This window comes from Arthrobacter yangruifuii (assembly GCF_009192775.1).
GTDB lineage: Bacteria > Actinomycetota > Actinomycetes > Actinomycetales > Micrococcaceae > Arthrobacter_B > Arthrobacter_B yangruifuii.
Genome location: NZ_VTFX01000004.1, coordinates 548,842 through 566,929, shown reverse-complemented (window position 1 = coordinate 566,929; position 18,088 = coordinate 548,842). Strand labels below are relative to the sequence as shown.

At 65.8% G+C, this 18,088-nt stretch carries 17 protein-coding genes; 10 read left to right on the top strand and 7 right to left on the bottom strand.

Translation table 11 applies throughout. The features are described from left to right. Positions 1 to 46 precede the first annotated feature (46 nt). Positions 47 to 547, top strand: coding sequence for a transcriptional regulator NrdR (gene nrdR / locus GD627_RS10580; protein WP_146362449.1), 501 nt, complete (start codon positions 47 to 49; stop codon positions 545 to 547). Positions 548 to 672: 125 nt separating this feature from the next. On the opposite strand, the gene ppgK is transcribed toward nrdR, so the two are convergent. Both ppgK and map read right to left on the bottom strand, forming a co-directional pair. Further along, the gene (gene ppgK / locus GD627_RS10575; protein ID WP_152272448.1) at positions 673 to 1,476 is read right to left on the bottom strand and encodes a polyphosphate--glucose phosphotransferase; all 804 of its coding nucleotides are present in this window, start codon (positions 1,474 to 1,476) and stop codon (positions 673 to 675) included. A gap of 37 nt (positions 1,477 to 1,513) precedes the next feature. Beyond that, positions 1,514 to 2,392 (bottom strand): type I methionyl aminopeptidase, encoded by an 879-nt coding sequence (gene map, locus GD627_RS10570; RefSeq protein ID WP_152272447.1) that lies wholly within the window; start codon positions 2,390 to 2,392, stop codon positions 1,514 to 1,516. Positions 2,393 to 2,479: 87 nt separating this feature from the next. Here map and GD627_RS10565 point away from each other — a divergent pair, with 87 nt between their 5' ends. Continuing rightward, positions 2,480 to 2,644: an SPOR domain-containing protein gene (locus GD627_RS10565; RefSeq protein WP_146362396.1), complete on the top strand. Its 165-nt coding sequence runs from the start codon at positions 2,480 to 2,482 to the stop codon at positions 2,642 to 2,644. Between the two features lie 103 nt (positions 2,645 to 2,747). Here the strand turns inward: GD627_RS10565 and panB are convergent, their stop codons facing one another. Next, on the bottom strand, positions 2,748 to 3,614 hold the full coding sequence (panB, locus tag GD627_RS10560) for a 3-methyl-2-oxobutanoate hydroxymethyltransferase (protein ID WP_152272446.1): 867 nt from the start codon (positions 3,612 to 3,614) through the stop codon (positions 2,748 to 2,750). Between the two features lie 153 nt (positions 3,615 to 3,767). On the opposite strand from panB, the gene GD627_RS10555 reads away from it, so the two are divergent. From GD627_RS10555 to GD627_RS10535, 5 genes are all read left to right on the top strand, one after another. Beyond that, a complete protein-coding gene (locus tag GD627_RS10555) occupies positions 3,768 to 5,108 on the top strand; it encodes a glutamine synthetase family protein (protein WP_152272445.1) in 1,341 nt (446 codons plus the stop codon). 10 nt (positions 5,109 to 5,118) lie between these two features. After that, a complete protein-coding gene (locus tag GD627_RS10550) occupies positions 5,119 to 8,133 on the top strand; it encodes a bifunctional [glutamine synthetase] adenylyltransferase/[glutamine synthetase]-adenylyl-L-tyrosine phosphorylase (RefSeq protein ID WP_152272444.1) in 3,015 nt (1,004 codons plus the stop codon). Positions 8,134 to 8,244: 111 nt separating this feature from the next. After that, positions 8,245 to 9,705: an amino acid ABC transporter substrate-binding protein/permease gene (locus GD627_RS10545; protein WP_246165428.1), complete on the top strand. Its 1,461-nt coding sequence runs from the start codon at positions 8,245 to 8,247 to the stop codon at positions 9,703 to 9,705. Next, complete coding sequence (locus tag GD627_RS10540; RefSeq protein ID WP_146362392.1) at positions 9,702 to 10,430, top strand: amino acid ABC transporter ATP-binding protein; 729 nt, start codon at positions 9,702 to 9,704, stop codon at positions 10,428 to 10,430. The genes GD627_RS10545 and GD627_RS10540 overlap by 4 nt, the downstream gene beginning before the upstream one ends. A gap of 56 nt (positions 10,431 to 10,486) precedes the next feature. After that, complete coding sequence (locus tag GD627_RS10535; RefSeq protein ID WP_152272443.1) at positions 10,487 to 11,161, top strand: NUDIX hydrolase; 675 nt, start codon at positions 10,487 to 10,489, stop codon at positions 11,159 to 11,161. A gap of 93 nt (positions 11,162 to 11,254) precedes the next feature. Here the strand turns inward: GD627_RS10535 and GD627_RS10530 are convergent, their stop codons facing one another. Together GD627_RS10530 and GD627_RS10525 are read right to left on the bottom strand one after the other, a co-directional pair. Beyond that, complete coding sequence (locus tag GD627_RS10530) at positions 11,255 to 12,151, bottom strand: alpha/beta hydrolase fold domain-containing protein (protein ID WP_152272442.1); 897 nt, start codon at positions 12,149 to 12,151, stop codon at positions 11,255 to 11,257. Further along, positions 12,151 to 12,828, bottom strand: a complete 678-nt coding sequence (locus GD627_RS10525) for an alpha/beta hydrolase family protein (protein ID WP_152272441.1) — start codon at positions 12,826 to 12,828, stop codon at positions 12,151 to 12,153. The genes GD627_RS10530 and GD627_RS10525 overlap by 1 nt, the downstream gene beginning before the upstream one ends. 264 nt (positions 12,829 to 13,092) lie before the next feature. On the opposite strand from GD627_RS10525, the gene GD627_RS16480 reads away from it, so the two are divergent. Then, entirely contained in the window at positions 13,093 to 13,269 is a 177-nt protein-coding gene (locus GD627_RS16480) for a hypothetical protein (protein ID WP_153297126.1), read from the top strand. A gap of 118 nt (positions 13,270 to 13,387) precedes the next feature. Next, on the top strand, positions 13,388 to 14,041 hold the full coding sequence (locus GD627_RS10520) for a hypothetical protein (RefSeq protein ID WP_152272440.1): 654 nt from the start codon (positions 13,388 to 13,390) through the stop codon (positions 14,039 to 14,041). On the opposite strand, the gene mftG is transcribed toward GD627_RS10520, so the two are convergent. Further along, positions 13,953 to 15,701, bottom strand: coding sequence for a mycofactocin dehydrogenase MftG (gene mftG, locus GD627_RS10515; protein ID WP_194266028.1), 1,749 nt, complete (start codon positions 15,699 to 15,701; stop codon positions 13,953 to 13,955). The two genes, GD627_RS10520 and mftG, sit on opposite strands and share 89 nt — an antisense overlap. Positions 15,702 to 15,960: 259 nt before the next feature. Next, a complete protein-coding gene (gene glnA / locus GD627_RS10510; RefSeq protein WP_152272438.1) occupies positions 15,961 to 17,385 on the bottom strand; it encodes a type I glutamate--ammonia ligase in 1,425 nt (474 codons plus the stop codon). Between the two features lie 247 nt (positions 17,386 to 17,632). Here glnA and GD627_RS10505 point away from each other — a divergent pair, with 247 nt between their 5' ends. Next, positions 17,633 to 18,073, top strand: coding sequence for an RDD family protein (locus tag GD627_RS10505; RefSeq protein ID WP_146362385.1), 441 nt, complete (start codon positions 17,633 to 17,635; stop codon positions 18,071 to 18,073). Positions 18,074 to 18,088 lie beyond the last annotated feature (15 nt).

The following is an 18,088-nucleotide window of genomic DNA, read 5'->3' as shown; positions in this document are numbered from 1 at the left end:
CCCTATAGTGAGAGCACCATAAGGCCCCTTCGCGAAAGGACGGGATATGTACTGTCCGTTTTGCCGCAACGCTGACTCCCGCGTCGTGGACAGCCGCCTGGCCGACGACGGATCGGCCATCCGCCGGCGCCGCCAGTGCCCGCAGTGCGGCCGGCGTTTCTCCACCGTCGAGACCACCAGCCTGTCCGTCATCAAGCGTTCCGGCGTGGGGGAGCCGTTCAGCCGCAGCAAGGTGATCAACGGCGTGCGCAAGGCCTGCCAGGGCCGGCCCGTCAGCGAGGATGACCTGGCCATGCTGGCGCAGGAAGTGGAGGAGTCCATCCGGGCCAGCGGCGTGGCTGAAATCGATGCCCACGAGGTGGGCCTGGCCATCCTTACTCCGCTGCAGAAACTGGACCAGGTGGCCTATCTGCGCTTTGCCAGCGTGTACCAGTCCTTCGATTCCCTCGAGGACTTCGAGACCGCCATTGAGAAGCTGCGGGCCGAGGCCCGGGAAAACACAGGACGCGTTCCCACCGGCGCGCAGCGGCCGTTGACCGCACAGTAAAGTCGATCGTCAACAGAGTCGACCTTCAAGACTGTCAATCGTCAACACAGAGAAGCGGCGGAAGGAAATCCTTCCGCCGCTTCTCTGCTGTCCGGGTCCCGGCCCGCCGTTCGGTGCGGACGGGGTTACTTGATGTACTTGAAGTGCACTGCGGCCTGCAGGGCAGCACCGACAATGCCGGCATTGTTCTTCAGGTTGGCGGTGACCAGGGGGGTCCGCAGGCTCAGCAGCGGCAGGAAGTCCTCGCTGCGCTTGGAAATTCCGCCGCCGATCACAAACAGGTCGGGGGAGAAGAGGAACTCCACATGGGAGAAGTAGCGCTGCAGCCGCTGGGCGTATTCCTCCCAGCTGATTCCGTCCCGTTCCCGGGCCGAGGCCGAAGCCTTGGTCTCGGCGTCGTGCCCGTCGATCTCCAGGTGGCCCAGTTCGGCGTTGGGGACCAGCATGCCGTTGTAGATCAGCGCAGAGCCGATGCCCGTGCCCAGGGTGATCACCAGGACGGTCCCGTCCACCTCGCGGCCGGCGCCGTAGCGGGCCTCGGCCAGGCCGGCGGCATCGGCGTCGTTCATCACCTGGACGTCGCGGCCGAGCGCCTTGGTGAGCAGCGTGTCCACGTCCGTATCAATCCAGCTGTTATCCACGTTGGCCGCGGAACGGGCAATGCCGTGGGAGATGATGGCGGGGAAGGTGACGCCCACGGGGACGTCGGGTCCGGGGCCGCCCGGGCGGGAGGACAGTTCCGCGACGATCTGCCCCACAACGCCGGCCACGGCTTCGGGGGTGGCCGGCTGCGGGGTGGGAATCCGGTAGCGGTCGCCAATCAGCTTGCCCTTGGCCAGATCGACAATGCCGCCCTTGATGCCCGTGCCTCCGATATCGATTCCAATGACGGCGTCGACGTGCTTGTCGGACTTATGCTTCTTGGCCATGATTCTCCAGTAGTAGGTCTGTGCTCGGGCTAGCGGGTCAGGGAAGGGTGAGGACTTCGGCACCGTCATCGGTAACAAGCAGGGTGTGCTCGAACTGTGCGGTGCGTTTGCGGTCCTTGGTCACAACTGTCCAGTTGTCATCCCACATGTCCCACTCAATGGTGCCGAGAGTGAGCATAGGTTCAATCGTAAACACCATTCCAGGTTCGATCAGCCTGCTGTACGCGGGAGCGGCGTCGTAATGCGGAATGATCAGGCCTGTATGGAAGGCTTCGCCCACGCCGTGGCCGGTGAAGTCCCGGACAACACCGTAACCGAAACGCTTGGCATAGGACTCGATGGTGCGGCCGATGACGTTGATTTCCCGGCCCGGGGCCACGGCCCTGATGGCCCGGCGCAGGGACTCCTGGGTGCGCTCCACCAGCAGGCGGGATTCCTCGTCCACATTGCCCACCGGGAACGTCCAGTTGGTGTCGCCGTGGACGCCGTTGATGTAAGCGGTGATGTCAATGTTGATGATGTCGCCGTCGCTGAGCACCGTGGTGTCCGGGATGCCGTGGCAGATGACCTCGTTGACGGAGGAGCACAGGGACTTGGGGAAGCCGCGGTAGCCCAGCGTGGAGGGGTAGGCGTGGTGATCCAGCAGGAACTCGTGGCCCACCCGGTCCAGTTCGTCGGTGGTGACACCGGGAGCAATGTGCCTGCCGACTTCCACGATCGCCTGCGCCGCGATTTTGGACGCAATCCGGATCTTCTCGATGGTCTCGGGCGACTTGACCTCGGACCCGGTGAACGGGGTGGGCGCTTCCTTGTCCACATATTCGGGCCGGGGGATTGACGCCGGAACCCGCAGCCGGGGGCTGATGTTTCCCGGCGTCAGGTGTCCGGCAGGTGCAGTGTCAAGTTTCTGGGGCATACCATCGATCTTATCGTCAGCGTGCCTGACGCCGGGACGATCCGGCGGGCACCGCCCCGGCACCCGCCCAGTCAACAGGAGGACCCCATGGCCGATTACTGGTTCAACGTAGTGACCCACGAGGTTGAGGAAGGCCCGCAGTCCGACTGGACGAAGCTGCTTGGGCCCTACCCCACCCGCGAGGAAGCCGAGCTTGCCCTGCAGAAGGTGCAGGCACGGAACAAGGCCTGGGACGCCGAGGACGACAACTAGGCCGCTGCTGCCCTCAGGCGGGGGCGGCCCAAGGGCCGTGCCGCCTGGCGTTCCCCGGACGCGGTGTTCCCCGGAAGCGGTGTTCCGGGGCAGGCGGCGTTTCCTAGAAGCTGTGTTCCGGGCCGGGGAAGGAACCGCTGCGGACCTCATCCGCGTAGGCCTTTGCCGCCCGGGACAGCTCGGTGCGCAGGTCCGCGAAGGCCTTGACGAACCGCGGCTGCTTTCCGCCGCGCAGCCCGGCCATGTCCTGCCAGACCAGCACCTGCCCGGTGGTGGCGTTACCCGCGCCGATCCCGATGGTGGGGACGGACACTGCGGCGTCGACCTCTGCCGCAACGTCGGCCGGCACCATTTCCATGAGGACGCAGAACGCGCCCGCGTCGGCGAGGGCGACGGCGTCCCGCACCACGGCGGCGCCCGCCTCGCCGCGGCCCTGGACCTTGTAGCCGCCAAGCGCGTGCTCGGCCTGCGGAGTGAAGCCCACGTGGGCCATCACGGGTATCCCCGCGGCCGTCAGTGCCCGCACATGCTCCACGTAGTGCCGTCCGCCTTCCATCTTCACCGCGTGGACCAGCCCCTCCTTCATGAGCCGCACGGAGGATTCGACGGCCTGGGCCGGGGAGACCTCGTAGGAGCCGAAGGGAAGGTCGCAGACCACCAGCGCGTGGCTGGCCCCGGCCGTGACCGAGCGGGCGAAGACAATCATCTCGTCCATGGTGATGGGCAGCGTGGTGGCGTGGCCCATGACGTTGTTTGCAGCGGAATCACCCACCAGCAGGACCTCGATGCCGGCTTCGTCGAAGATGCCCGCGGCGTACTGGTCATAGGCGGTGAGCATGGCGAACCGGCCGCCGTTGTCCTTGAGCTGCTGCAGGTGGGAGATGCGGATTTTCTTCAGCGCCGGTGCTGGCGGAGCGGAGGAATCCGTTCCGGTGGCGGCGTACGGAGGAGGCTGTTCGGCACTGGTCATGGTCCGAGCCTACTAAAGAACACCCCTGCGGGACCGGCCCGGCGGCACGGATGTGACGGGCGTCCCGCCGTCTGCCGACCAAATCCCGCCCGCGTGGGTAGAGTGAAGAAGGTTTCACATGTCTCTGGGCCGGTTACAGGAAAGAAGGTACGGATGAACCGCCAGCAGGAGTTCGTTCTGCGCACCATCGAGGAGCGCGATGTCCGGTTTGTGCGGTTGTGGTTTACCGACGTCGTGGGCCAGTTGAAATCGGTGGCGCTGGCACCGGCGGAGGTCGAAGGCGCCTTCGAGGAGGGCCTGGGCTTTGACGGCTCCTCGGTGGAGGGCCTGGCCCGCATCTTCGAGTCGGACCTGCTGGCCCAGCCGGACCCTTCCACGTTCCAGATCCTGCCGTGGCGCGGCGACGAAGAGCAGACGTCCCGGATGTTCTGCGACATCCTCACCCCGGACGGACAGCCCTCGGCTGCCGATCCGCGCAACGTCCTCAAGCGCCAGCTGGCCAAGGCCGCGGACATGGGCTTCACCTGCTATACCCATCCGGAGATCGAGTTCTATCTGCTTAAGTCCGATGAACTCGGCGAGGACGGCCAGCCCGTTCCGGTGGACCAGGCAGGCTACTTCGACCACGTCCCCGGCGGCGTGGCACAGGATTTCCGCCGCACGGCGGTGTCCATGCTGGAGGCGGTGGGCATCTCCGTGGAGTTCAGCCACCATGAGGCGGGACCGGGGCAGAACGAGATTGACCTGCGCTACGCGGATGCCCTGCAGACCGCGGACAACATCATGACCTTCCGCACGGTGGTCAAGGAAGTCGCGTTGATGACTGACTGCTACGCGAGCTTTATGCCCAAGCCCTTCTCGCACCACCCCGGATCCGGCATGCACACGCACTTTTCCCTCTTCGAAGGGGACAGCAACGCCTTCTTCCAGGCCGGTGCCGAGTTCCAGCTTTCCACCACCGCACGCCAGTTCATGGCAGGCATCCTGCGGCACGCCCCGGAATTCACTGCCGTCACCAACCAGTTCGTGAACTCCTACAAGCGGCTCTGGGGCGGCGGGGAAGCCCCCAGCTACCTGTCCTGGGGACACAACAACCGTTCCGCACTGCTGCGCGTGCCGCTGTACAAACCGAACAAGGGCCAGTCCGCCCGGATCGAATACCGCGGCATCGACTCCGCGGCCAACCCCTACCTGTCCTACGCCGTCCTGCTCGGAGCAGGCCTGAAGGGGATCGAAGAAGGCTACGAGCTGCCGCCCGGAGCCGAGGACGACATTGAAAGCCTGAGCGCCGCCGAACGCCGCGCCATGGGCCATGACCCGCTGCCGGCGTCGCTGCATGATGCAGTGCGCGTGATGGAGGAATCCGAACTGGTCGCTGACATCCTGGGTGAGCAGGTGTTCGAGAACTTCCTGCGCAACAAGCGCGCGGACTGGAACGAGTACCGCCAGCAGGTGACCCGGTTCGAGCTGCAGAAGAACCTGGGCATTCTCTAGAGGAGCACCGATGAGCCAGACTCGACGGCTGATAGCCACGGGTTTCCGCGACCTGGAAAAGAGCATGCGGTTCCTGACGGCTTCGGAACTCGAGGGCGTGGACGAGGATGCCCTCTTCGAGGGGTTCACCTACGCTGCGGATCCGGATTTGGCACTCCAGTCACTGGTACGCCTGATTGGCCGCGCTCCGGAACTGGTGGACCTGGTGAACGCCGGAGCCGAGAGCAGCGAAGCCATGTTCCGGCTGCTGGGGGCCTCCGATGCCCTGGCGGAGTTCCTGATGCGCCACCCGGAGGACGTAGGTGTGCTGCACCGGCAGCTGCGCGCCGAACCCGGCAGCACGGACGAGGCAACGCTGCGGGCGTCATTGCTGGATGCCGTGCACGCGGGCGGCGGCACGGCACCCGTGGCCGGGCTGACCGGTACCGAAGCCTACGTGGCGCTGCGGTCCCGGTACCGGCGGCACCTGCTGGACCTGGCCGTCCGGGACCTCGGTGCGGCGTCGCCCACGGACTTCCTGCCGGCGGCCGGACGGGAACTGGCGGACCTGGCCGGCGCGGCGCTGGAGGCTGCCCTGGCAGTGTCGCGGGCCGAGCTGGCGGCAAGTTACCCCGCCGACGAGATTTCCGCCGTACGCCTGGCGGTGATCGGCATGGGCAAGGCCGGCGCGCGGGAGCTGAACTACATCTCCGATGTGGACGTCATCTATGTGATTGAAGCCTCGGACCTGTCCGAAGAACGGGCCTCCGGAATCGGCACGGCGCTAGCCGCCGGGATTTCCCGCGCCATCAACGCCTCGGCACCGGAGCCCCCGCTCTGGGAGGTGGACACCAACCTGCGTCCCGAAGGCAGGGACGGCCCGCTGGTGCGCACCCTGGACTCGCACCTGAACTATTACCGGCGCTGGGCACACAGCTGGGAGTTCCAGGCGCTGCTCAAGGCCCGGGCCATGGCGGGGGACCGGGAGCTGGGACGACGCTACGAAGAAGCTGTTGCTCCCCTGATCTGGGCCAGTTCCGAACGGGACGGCTTTGTGGAATCCGTGCAGGCCATGCGGCGCAGGGTCACCGACAACATTCCCGCCCACGAGGAAGCCCGGCAGCTGAAGCTCGGCAGCGGCGGGCTGCGCGACGTCGAATTCACCGTCCAGCTGCTGCAGCTGGTGCACGGCCGGGTGGATGAAAGCCTCCGGGTGCGCGCCACCACCGCTGCGATCGCGGCCCTCAGCGACGCCGGCTTCATCGGACGCAGTGACGCGCGCGAGCTGGACGAGTCCTACCGTTACCTGCGCGTACTGGAACACCGCATCCAGATGGTGCATATGCGCCGAACCCATCTGATGCCGGAGAACGAGGCCGCCCTCCGGGCACTGGCGAAGGCCAGCGCCGGATCCCTGTCCTCCGAACGTCCCAGCGCCGAGCGCCTGCAGGAACAGTGGCAGCGCACCAAGCGGCTGGTGCGGCGGCTGCATGAGAGCATTTTCTACCGGCCGCTGCTCAGCACGGCCGCGCACCTCAGCGCGGACGAGGTGCGGCTGACCCCCGAGGCCGCGCAGGCACGCCTGGCGGCGCTGGGCTATGTGGACCCCCGCGGTGCGATGCGCCACATCCAGGCACTGACGGTGGGGGTGAGCCGGCGCGCCGCCCTGCAGCGGCAGCTGCTTCCGGTGCTGCTGGCCTGGCTCGCCGACGGTGTGGACCCCGACGCCGGCCTGCTGGGCTTCCGCCGGCTGAGTGAATCCCTGGGCGACACCCACTGGTACCTGGGCATGCTGCGGGATTCCTCGGCAGCGGGGGAGCGGCTGTGCTCCATCCTTTCCTCCAGCCGGTTCATTACCGATCTGCTGGAGGTCTCGCCGGAATCCACCGCCTGGCTGGGATCCGACAAGGACCTCGTACCGGTGCCCTTCGACACGCAGTGGCTGGAAATCCAGTCGAAGATGTCCCGCCATCCGGAGCCGGGGGAGGCCATGCGGCTGATCCGGCTGATCCGCCGCCGGGAGATGCTGCGCATCGCCGTGGCCGACAGTGCCGGACTGCTGAGCCAGCAGGAGGTTGGCCGCGCCCTGGCGGATGCAGACCGGGCTGCCGTCCTGGGTGCCCTGCACGTGGCGGAGTCGGAGGTGTTCGCCGGCAACGGGAAACTCACGGACCTGCTCGTAGTCGCGATGGGGCGGCAGGGCGGACGGGAGATCGGCTACGGATCCGATGCTGACGTGATGTTCGTGCACCGCCCGCTGCCCGGCGTCGACCCGGCGGCAGCCCAGGCCCAGGCTGAGAAGGTGGTCTCCCAGATCTCCACGTACCTGCAGCAGCCCTGCACCCCGGCCGTGCGGGCCGAACGCCCCCTGGTCCTCGACGCCGGACTGCGTCCCGAGGGCAGGCAGGGGCCCCTGGTGCGCAGCCTGGAGTCCTACCGCGGCTACTACGAGCGCTGGTCCGTGATCTGGGAGGCGCAGGCCCTGCTGCGGGCACGTCCGATGGCCGGCAGCGACGCATTGGCCGAGGATTTCATGGCCCTGATCGATCCGGTGCGCTATCCGGAGGACGTTACCGCCAAGGACATCCGGGAGATCCGCAGGATCAAGGCGCGCGTGGAAGCCGAACGCCTGCCCCGGGGAGCGGATCCTTCCCGGCAGCTCAAGCTGGGACGGGGCAGCCTCAGCGACGTTGAATGGCTGGTGCAGCTGCTCCAGCTCCAGCATGCCCGCCGGGTGCCGGAGCTGCGGACCACGGCAACCCTTCCGGCGCTGGACGCCATTGAGTCGGCAAAGCTGCTTCCCGCCGCCGACGTCGAGACCCTGCGGCAGGCCTGGCTGCTTGCCAGCCGGGTCCGCAGCGCAAACGTCATCCGCGGCGGACGGAACCCGGATGTGCTGCCCTCCTCCCGCCGGGAACTGGATGCCGTGGCCCGCTGGTGCGGTTACGGCGCCGGCCGCGGCGGCGAGTTGGAGGAGGACTACCTCAAGGCCACCAGGCACTCCCGGGCCGTCTTCGAACGGTATTTCTACGGATACGGGACATAGCTCACGTCCCCGGCACCCCCTTTCAGTTCGTTGCATTGCCAATGCTCTAGGTAGTCTCTATGGGGGTATTTGCGGCGTGTGCCGCAATGAAAGAGCTAGGAGACGTTTACTTTGCTTAAAGGCAAACGGGCCTTAAAGGGCCCGGCCAGACTGGCCGTACCGCTGACCACCTTCCTTGCGGCCCTGGCTTTGCTGCTGGGGATACCGGCGGCCGGCGCGTTCGCCGCGGACGGTGTGGAGGGTGAGACCTTCGCCATCGGTACCGATACGACCTTCGCGCCGTTCGAGTTCCGCCAAGACGGCGAACTGGTCGGCATCGACATGGACCTGCTCAACGCGATCGCCGAGGAAGAGGGCTTTAACGTTGACATCCAGTCCCTCGGTTTTGATGCGGCCCTGCAGTCGCTGCAGTCCAATCAGGTGGACGGTGTTATTGCCGGGATGTCCATCACGGACGAACGTAAGAAGGTCTTCGACTTCTCGGACCCGTACTTCGAGTCGGGCATCCAGATGGCCGTCGCGGAGAACAACGACGACGTCGCCTCGTACGAAGACCTGCGCGGCAAGCGCGTGGCGGTGAAGACCGGCACCGAAGGCCAGACCTTCGCCGAGTCCATCAAGGACCAGTACGGCTTCGACGTGGTTGCCTTCGCGCAGTCCGCCCAGATGTACGACGACGTCAAGGCCGGCGGCTCCGTGGCCGTCTTCGACGACTACCCCGTGCTCGCCTACGGCGTGGCTTCGGGCAACGGCCTGAAAACCGTGACCGAGAAGGAAGCCGGCAGTTCCTACGGCTTCGCCGTCAACAAGGGCACGAACGCCGAACTTCTGGCTGCCTTCAATGAGGGCCTGGCCGAGCTGAAGGACAGCGGGCAGTACGACGAGATCCTGGACACCTACCTGGAAGCCGGCGCAGCCGACTCCAGCTTCTGGTCGCTGATCACCGATAACGCCCCGGCCTTCGCCAAGGGTATGGGCTGGACACTGCTGGCCACCGCACTGTCGCTGTTCTTCGCCCTCATCCTGGGTGTGTTCTTCGGCTTCCTGAAGGTCGGCTCCTCCCGGATCCTGCGCGGCATCGCCACGATCTACGTGAGCATCTTCCGCGGCACCCCGGTGCTGGTCCAGGCCTTCTTCTTCTACTTCGGGCTGCCGCAGATCATCGGCCAGCCGGTGGACGTCCTCACCGCCGGCGTGCTGACGCTGAGCCTGAACGCGGGCGCCTACATGACCGAGATTGTCCGCGGCGGCATCCAGTCCGTGGATCCCGGTCAGATGGAGGCAGCACGCAGCCTCGGGCTGGGCTACGGGAAGACCATGCAGAAGGTCATCATTCCGCAGGCCATCAAGATCATGACGCCTTCCTTCATCAACCAGTTCGTCATTACCTTGAAGGACACCTCCCTGCTGGCCGTCATCGGCTTTGCGGAACTGACCTACCAGGGACAGCAGATCTACGCCGTGAACTTCCGCACCGCTGAAGTCCTGATCATCGTGGCGGCCCTGTACTTCATCGTCATTACGCTGCTGACCAAGCTGGCGGACGTCCTGGATAAGAGGTTTAACAAGTGAGCAAGATCGAAACCATCGGGCTGCGGAAATCCTACGGATCCAACGAGGTCCTGAAGGGCCTGGACGTCAGCGTCGCCGAGGGCGAAGTGGTCTGCGTCATCGGGCCGTCCGGTTCCGGAAAGTCCACCTTCCTGCGCTGCCTGAACAAGCTTGAAGACATCACCGGCGGCACGGTGAAGGTTGACGGGTTCGATCTCACCGATCCCAAGGTGAACCTGAACGAGGTGCGCCAGCACATCGGCATGGTGTTCCAGCACTTCAACCTGTTCCCGCACATGAGCGTGCTGGACAACATCATGCTCGCTCCGGTGCAGTTGAAGAAGGCGCCCAAGGCGGAGGTGCGCAAAACTGCCCTGGCGCTGCTGGACCGCGTCGGCCTGTCGGACAAGGCGGATGCCCGTCCGGCACAGTTGTCCGGCGGGCAGAAGCAGCGTGTGGCCATTGCCCGGGCGCTGGCGATGCAGCCGGACATCATGCTCTTTGACGAGGCCACCTCGGCCCTCGACCCGGAGATGGTGGGCGAGGTGCTGCAGGTCATCCGTGACCTCGCGCGTGAAGGCATGACCATGGTGGTGGTCACCCACGAGATGGGCTTTGCCCGCGAGGTTGCCGACCGGGTGATCTTCATGGCGGACGGCCACATTGTCGAGGAAAACACTCCGGACCTGCTCTTCGGCAGTCCGCAGGCTCCGCGCCTGCAGGATTTCCTGGCCAAGGTGCTCTAGCGCTTCGGACGTCTTCCACAGTGGCTGCCGCCGGCCTGTTCGCTATGCTTCAACGCATGAGTGAATTGACCGGTACGGCGGCCACTGTTGTCCTGCTGCGGGATTCCGGTGCCGGCCCGGAGGTGCTGCTGCTGGAGCGCCCCACCGCAGGTTCCTTCGGAGGGGCCTGGGTCTTCCCCGGCGGACGGGTGGACCCGGAAGACCGCAGCGGCGGAGCGCCCGAAGCAGCGGCCGCCCGGGCCGCCGGGGTGCGCGAAACCGCCGAGGAAACCGGACTGGTCCTGCGTGCCGGGGACCTGGTGCCGCTTTCCTGCTGGATCCCGCCGGAGAACATCCCCCGGCGCTACCAGACCTGGTTCTTCGCGGCGAAGGCCCCCGCCGGGGATATCCGGCTCAACCCGGGGGAGCTGCTTAACCACGTCTGGCTGCAGCCTGCGGATGCCCTGGACCGGCACCGCAACGGACTGATGCAGCTGGTGGCGCCCACCTGGGTCACTTTGCACTCCCTGAGCAATGACTCCTCCGCCGACGCAGCCCTGGCCCGTATTTCGGATGCCGAACCGGAAACCTTCAAAACCCGTCCGCTCACCGGGTACGAGCCCGCGGCGGTTCTGGCCTGGGCGGGCGACGAGGAGTACGACGCCGGCACTCCTTCCGCCGCGGCCGGGAGACCGGCACGGCACCGGCTCGTCATGGAGAAGACCTTGTGGCGCTACGAGCGCACATCCTAGCCGGGCCTCCCCGGAACCGGTGCGTCCGGGGGCTTCCGGACAAGGCCGGGGCCGCGGGGGCAGCCGGGGCCTTGCCGGGAGGCCGCTGCCGGCTCAGTACTTCAGCAGCTCCACGATCGTGGTCCTGGCGGCCCTGCCTTCGGGCACGGGAAGCAGCGGGTAGACGTGGACCCCGCCGTCGGCAATGTGAAGTGAAACCGGCGTTCCGGCGTCGCGCATCAGGGCCGCCAGACGGCGTATATCGGGAGAGGGCAGGTCATGGGTTCCGGCAAACAGATCCGTGGGCGGCAGTCCCGCCAGCGGACCTTTGAGGGGACTCACCCTTGGATCCGCCAGATCGTCGCCGGATGCCCAGGCCCGTGCGGCAACCCGCAGACCGGCCCGGCTCAACCACGGGTCCACGGCTTCCACCGCGGCAAGCTCGGGATTCTCCATGGCCAGGTCCACCCAGGGGGACATCAGGATCATGCGGGCCGGCTGGCTGAGCGAGAGCCCGGGCAGTTGCTGGGCAAAGGCCAGCGCCAGGCCGCCGCCGGCTGAATCCCCCATAAAGGCGACCTTTTCGGGGCCGGCTTCGTCCAGCAGGTTTTCATAGACCGCCGCCAGCAGAGGCAACGCATCCCGGTGGGAGTGCTCCGGTGCCAGCCCGTACAGCGGAACTTCCACCCGGTGCCCTGCTGCCGCCAGACGGGAAATGAACCGCCAATGCCAGGCGCTGATGGGGCTGATGTAGGAACCGCCGTGCAGGTACAGCACCGTGGAAATGCCCGGGCCCCCGGCGGCGCCCGGCGTGCGCGGCCGCACGGAATAGCAGGGAAACCCGCCGACGCTGCGCTGCTCCACCCGGCACGTTCGCAGCAGGCTCCGGGGAACGGAGGCCGCCCGCTTGGCTGTTGCCAGCCTCGCCTCGGTGCGTTCCGCCGTGGCTGTCAGCGGCTTCCGCGTCAGCCGCAGATACGGCTCCAGGAGCTTCATCGCGTAGCTGGCCATCAACTCCTCCCGGCTTCCGTGGCCCGGATAAACCGCAGGACCGGCTCAGCGAGTCCGGCACCGATGGCATCCGGCGTACGCTTCTGCCCGCGGATCTCAAAGGAGTGGTTGCCGCCTTCCACGCGCTGGACGTGCGCGTTCGGGCCGATGCGCTCCGCCACCGGTTCCAGCTCTCCCGGCAGGGCAAAGGGATCCCGCGTGCCCTGGAGGAACAGCATCGGCAGGGCCAGGCCGTACAGGTGCCCGTCCCGCAGTTTCTCCGGTTTGCCCGGCGGATGCAGCGGGTAGCCCAGGTACACCAGCCCGGCCGCCTGCATGCCCTCGGCCACCGCCATGGAGGCCATCCGGCCGCCGAATGACTTCCCGCACGCCCAGACCGGCCCGCCGCCGTCGCGCTCCGCCACCGCGGCCATAACGGCCTTCCACGTTTCGACGGCCACGGGAGCCCGGTCCGGGAACTTCTTCCCGGCTTCGCGGTACGGGAAGTTGAAGCGTAGGGTGGCCGCGCCGCCGTCGTTCAATGCGCCGGCACACCCGGTGAGGAAGGGGTGCTCCATCCCGGTGCCGGCGCCATGGGCGACGACGACGGTCACCTCCGCGCCCTCGGGACGGGACATAACGGCGGATACGGTCCCCTCGCCGACGGGAATGGACAGGTCAAGCTGATCAACTTGCATGTGTTCAAACGTACTGCCATCCCGGGCCTCGCACCTTGAGCGCAGAAGGTAATACCACTAGAATGGAAAGCGGACAGGATCCGAAGGCCCCATAAGCGCAGCCGGTATCGGCACCACGCGCAGCCTCTCCTGACATCCGCGGTCCGCCTTGGGCGACGAACCGCAACAACCCCACTCCGGCGCAGACGCCACCGCTTTTCGGCACATCGATTTCTTGTGTCCGGAGTGCTATTTCCATGCCTCTTGAAGGGAGCATCCAGCTATATGTTGAAGCACGTCGCTGTAACACGCACCAGGACCACCACTTCACGATTCACGGTACAGATCGCGGCCATTGTGGCCGGGTGTGCGCTGGTTGCCGGGGGAGTGTCGGCCGCCGAAATCGCGATGCTGAACGCAGGGCCGGCCACGGGCCAGGTCATCGCTGAGGCCACGGCCTAGCGCAGGAGAAGTCTCCGCCGTCGTTCCCCTTCCGGGAATGGCGGCGTTTTTGCGTTCAGGGCCCCTGCCACGGCTCTTCTAGAATGGAAAAACACCACTTCTACATCCGGGGAGCACCGTGCCCAGAGGCAAACACCATCCGCCGCGTCCCAAGCCCGCCAACAGCGAGGGCATGCTCATCGCGAATGATCTGAAGAAGGACCGGGGCTGGACCGACGGGCAGATTAAAACCTTCCTGCCGGAACCGGACAAAACCGCGCGTAATCCCTTTTCCCGCAAGGCGGCGCCGATGAAGCTCTACGCCTTGGAACGCGTTCAGGCCATCGAAGCCACACCCGAGTACCAAAAGGCGCGCGAATCCTCCCGGAACCGGCAGCTGGCAGCCCGCGAGCGTGCCCTGGCCAAGAAGAAGGCTGCGGTCGCCGTCGCCGAAGCGCTGGATCTGCGGATTACGCCGGAGCCCTGGGACGCCGTCCGGCAGAAGGCAATCGCCCACTTCAACGGCCGGCTGCGGGGCAAACAGTCACCGGCAAGCCTGTCCACGGCACCGTCCCGGCTGAACCGGCTGACCGTGAACTACCTGCGCCACCAGCAGACCTCCTACGAGGAGGAACTGAAGGAATTCAAGGGCGTGGTGGGGGTGGCGGAAGCCTACCTGGTGGTCCGCAACCGGATCCTGGACCTCATCGCGGAGACCTATCCCCAGCTGAAGGCCGAGTGTGAGCGGCAGAAGTTCGATGCCCCGGAGCTTCCCGAGGGTGTGAGCCTGTAGGCTGGCTGTTTTGCGCGTCGTCCCGGGTCATGAACGCGGCAACCCGTTCGCCGATCAGCATCGCCGTCGCCGCAGGCCCGCGCGAGGGGGTGAAGGGCAGAATCGAGGTATCTGCTACCCGGAGGCCGGTCACGCCGTGCACCCGTCCGAACTGGTCGACCACATGGCCGGCCGCGGGATCGTCCCCCATTTTGCATGTGCCGGCTGCATGGATGGCGGTTGCCAGATGGGACTTCATCCAGCCGTCCAGCCGGGCATCGTCCGCCAGCGTCTCGGCGTCGATCTCCGTGGTCTTCCGGAAATACGGCTTGAATGCTTCAGAGTGCAGCAGCTTGACCGACATCCGCACCACTTCACGCATCCGGACCACATCGCGCTCGTCGCTGAGGTAGTTGTAGTCGATGACGGGCTGGGTCAGCGGATCCGCGGACACGGTCCGGATGTTGCCGCGGGACTCGGCCTGCTGGACGGCAATGGCCATGGCCAGGTCATTACTGCGGCGGAGCTGCTGGAGGAAGCGCCTGAGGGAAACGCCCCTCATCGACCGGAGGAAGGCGACCGGGCGCCGGGCGATGTCCATCATCGACTTGGCACGGTTGCCCTGTTCCAGCCCCATCATGGCCATCATGGTGCGCATCATGGGCAGAATCTCGAGATCGCCGTCGTAGGTGGAGCCTTCTGAGTTGTAGTTCAGGACGGCCTGGAATCCGAAGCGCAGATGTTCGTCATCCAGGCGCCGTTTCGGGACCCAGTTGAAGGTGATATCCGGATGGTCGCTGAACCCCTTGCCGACCCCGGGCAGATCAACGGCGACGGGGATTCCCGCCGACACGAGTTCGGACCGGGGGCCGATGCCGGAAAGCGCGAGCAGATGCGGGGACTTGAAGGCACCGGCGCAGAGGACAACTTCCGGGGCTGTCACGATGTCTTCCCGGCCTTCCCGGCCTACCTCGAGCCCGGTGACGGTGGTGCCGTCAAGGATGACCCTGCGCGCCAGGGTGTCCCCCCAGACAGTGAAATTGGGACGGCTCCGCGCCGGATTCACGTAGGTCAGGCCTGTGTTCATGCGGATGCCGCCGACGGCGTTCATGGGCAGCAGTCCGACGCCGGGTGCACCAGTGCCGTTCTTGTCCTCTTCCCAGCCGAACCCGGCCTCCCTGCACGCGGCGATGAAGGCCCTAGTGTAAATGGTCTGTTCATGCGGGGCCACACGGCTGATGGGCACCGGCCCCTTGCCCTCGTGGCCGGGCTGCCCCTCGAAGGTGAGGTCGTGCTCCAGCATTTGAAAGTAGGGGAGAACCTTCTCGTACGCCCATTCGGCGTTGCCCATTTCCGCGTAGGTGTCGAAGTCCTGTTTCCGGCCGCGAATGTAATAGGTGCCGTTCAGGGAGGTGGATCCTCCCAGGATCTTTCCGCGGGCCACGGTGTAGGGCAGGTCCGGGGTCAGATGGGCGTTGAAGCCCCAGTTGTTGGGATGGCCGGGCAGGGCACCGGTCATCAGTGCTGCATCCAACAGGTCCCGGGGAAAGCCGTCCTGTGTTTCCGGGGCCGGTCCGGCCTCCACGAGTAGGACCCTGCGGGCAGGATCTTCGGACAGCCGCGCCGCGAGGGGCCCGCCGGAAGCTCCCGCGCCGACGACGATGACGTCGTAATCACCCACGTGCATCTCCTGGCCTCCATTGAACGGGATTCGCTTCGAACGAGACCCGCCGCAGCAACCTGAACGGTCGGGTGGAGCTGAGGGTAACTGAACAGTGTCCGGAATGTAAGCGACGTCGCTGCCCCGGCGGGTGCCTGCCTTCCGCGGCTGCGGGCACCGCGTCCGGAAAAGAAAAGTCCGCACGAGCCGCCGTCACCGAAGTGCCGGCAGCCCGTGCGGACCCTGTGCGGACCGTTTCCGGTTTAGCCGCGGACTCTACTTAGCAGCCGTAGTACAGCTCGAACTCGAACGGGTTCGGGCGCAGTGCCAGCGGCAGGATCTCGAATTCACGCTTGTAGGCGATCCAGCTGTCAATCATGTCCTGGGTGAACACTCCGCCGGCCTGCAGGAACTCATTGTCGTTCTCCAGGGCGACCAGGGCCTCTTCGAGGGAACCCGGTGCCTTCTGGATGTGCTTGGCCTCTTCGGGCGGCAGCTCGTAGAGGTCCTTGTCAATCGGGTCCGCAGGCTCGATGCGGTTCTTGATGCCGTCCAGGCCGGCCATCAGCTGGGCTGAGAAAGCCAGGTACGGGTTGGAGGAAGGATCCGGTGCGCGGAATTCGAGGCGCTTGGCCTTCGGGTTGGAACCGGTGATCGGAATGCGGATAGCCGCTGAGCGGTTGCCCTGCGAGTAGACCATGTTGACCGGTGCTTCGAAGCCCTTGACCAGGCGGCGGTAGGAGTTGACCGTCGGGTTGGTGAAGGCGAGTACGGCGGAAGCGTGCTTGAGCAGGCCTCCGATGTACCAGCGGGCCAGATCCGAAAGACCGGCATAGCCCTTTTCGTCGTAGAACAGCGGCTCGCCGCCGTTCCACAGCGACTGGTGGCAGTGCATGCCCGAACCGTTGTCACCGAAGATCGGCTTCGGCATGAAGGTGGCGGACTTGCCCCAGGCGTCGGCGACGTTCTTGACGATGTACTTGAACTTCTGCAGGTCGTCGGCCGCGTGCGTCAGGGTGGTGAACTTGTAGTTGATTTCCGCCTGGCCGGCACCGCCGACCTCGTGGTGGGCGCGTTCGACTTCCAGGCCCACGTTGTCCAGCTCCACGCTGATGGCGTCACGCAGGTCACCCTGCTTGTCCACGGGTGCTACGGGGAAGTAGCCGCCCTTGTACGGAGTCTTGTTGCCCAGGTTGCCGCCCTCTTCCTCACGGCCGCTGTTCCACGGGGCTTCGATGGAATCCACCTTGTAGAAGCTGCCCTTCGGAGCGGACTCGTACTGGACGTTGTCGAAGATGTAGAACTCGGCCTCGGAACCGAAGAACGCGGTGTCGGCGATGCCGGTGGAAGCCAGGTAGGCCTCGGCGCGCTCGGCCACGCCGCGCGGATCGCGGTGGTACGGTTCGCCGGTGCGCGGGTTCACAATGGAGAAGTTCAGCGCGAGGGTCTTCTCGATACGGAACGGATCCAGGAACGCGGTGGTGACGTCCGGGATGAGCTGCATATCGGACTCTGCAATGCCCTGGAAGCCGCGGATGGATGAGCCGTCGAACAGCTGACCGTTGACGAAGAAATCGGCATCTACGGTTTTGGCCGGCACATTGAAGTGCTGCTGCACTCCGGGAACGTCGGTGAATCGAATGTCAACGAACTTCACTTGCTCGTCAGCGATGAACCTGAGGACTTCGTCCGCGTTCTTGAACATCGTTTATGTGCTCCTATACAACTATTTGGATGGAAGACCCCGGGCTGCAAGACCTGGCTGGCGCCGGGGCTTTTGACCGTCCGGCGCATCACTTTGACCCTAAAGGGGCCGGGTTTCCCGGCGGTGACACATGTGTTTCCGGTAGGTTACGCAGTCGATCGTCTCCCTTCCACCCTATCCGCAACCTCCCGGGACAGTGATAATAGGGGGTTTATTTACATCGGAACCCCCCGGGTAGTCTTTAACCGTGGTAGATAGAAGCGATATAGGTTCCTGGCTGCAAGGCCCTCCCTCCGACGAGAGTACGTGGCCGGGGAAGCGCCTGGGCCGCCCCCGGACCGGTCCGGGGTCCATAGCCCGCGTAGGTCCGCGGCTCGGCGCCATCCTCATTGACTGGGCCATCGCTTCCCTCATTGCCTACTGGCTCTTCGGCGGAGACGACTTCGCCATCCTGGCGGTCTTTGCGGCCGAACAGATAGTGCTCGTCGGTCTGCTGGGCTACAGCATCGGGCACCGCGTCTTCAGCCTGCAGGTGCAGAAGATGGATGGCCGGCCCGCCGGCATTCCGGCAGCGATTGTCCGCACCGTGCTGCTGTGCCTGGTGATCCCGGCCGTGGTGTTCGACGCGGACCAGCGCGGCCTGCATGACCGTGCCGTGGGCACGGTGCTGGTGAAGGTGAAGCACTAGCTTTCCGTTTTCCCG

Coding starts and splice junctions, on each gene's coding strand:
- GD627_RS10530 (WP_152272442.1), bottom strand. CDS start 12,151: ATGGCCAGCTACGCGATGAAGCTCCTGGAGCCGTATCTGCGGCTGACG.
- GD627_RS10525 (WP_152272441.1), bottom strand. CDS start 12,828: ATGCAAGTTGATCAGCTTGACCTGTCCATTCCCGTCGGCGAGGGGACC.
- GD627_RS10565 (WP_146362396.1), top strand. CDS start 2,480: ATGGCCGATTACTGGTTCAACGTAGTGACCCACGAGGTTGAGGAAGGC.
- ppgK (WP_152272448.1), bottom strand. CDS start 1,476: ATGGCCAAGAAGCATAAGTCCGACAAGCACGTCGACGCCGTCATTGGA.
- glnA (WP_152272438.1), bottom strand. CDS start 17,385: ATGTTCAAGAACGCGGACGAAGTCCTCAGGTTCATCGCTGACGAGCAA.
- nrdR (WP_146362449.1), top strand. CDS start 47: ATGTACTGTCCGTTTTGCCGCAACGCTGACTCCCGCGTCGTGGACAGC.
- GD627_RS10535 (WP_152272443.1), top strand. CDS start 10,487: ATGAGTGAATTGACCGGTACGGCGGCCACTGTTGTCCTGCTGCGGGAT.
- map (WP_152272447.1), bottom strand. CDS start 2,392: ATGCCCCAGAAACTTGACACTGCACCTGCCGGACACCTGACGCCGGGA.
- GD627_RS16480 (WP_153297126.1), top strand. CDS start 13,093: ATGTTGAAGCACGTCGCTGTAACACGCACCAGGACCACCACTTCACGA.
- GD627_RS10555 (WP_152272445.1), top strand. CDS start 3,768: ATGAACCGCCAGCAGGAGTTCGTTCTGCGCACCATCGAGGAGCGCGAT.
- GD627_RS10550 (WP_152272444.1), top strand. CDS start 5,119: ATGAGCCAGACTCGACGGCTGATAGCCACGGGTTTCCGCGACCTGGAA.
- panB (WP_152272446.1), bottom strand. CDS start 3,614: ATGACCAGTGCCGAACAGCCTCCTCCGTACGCCGCCACCGGAACGGAT.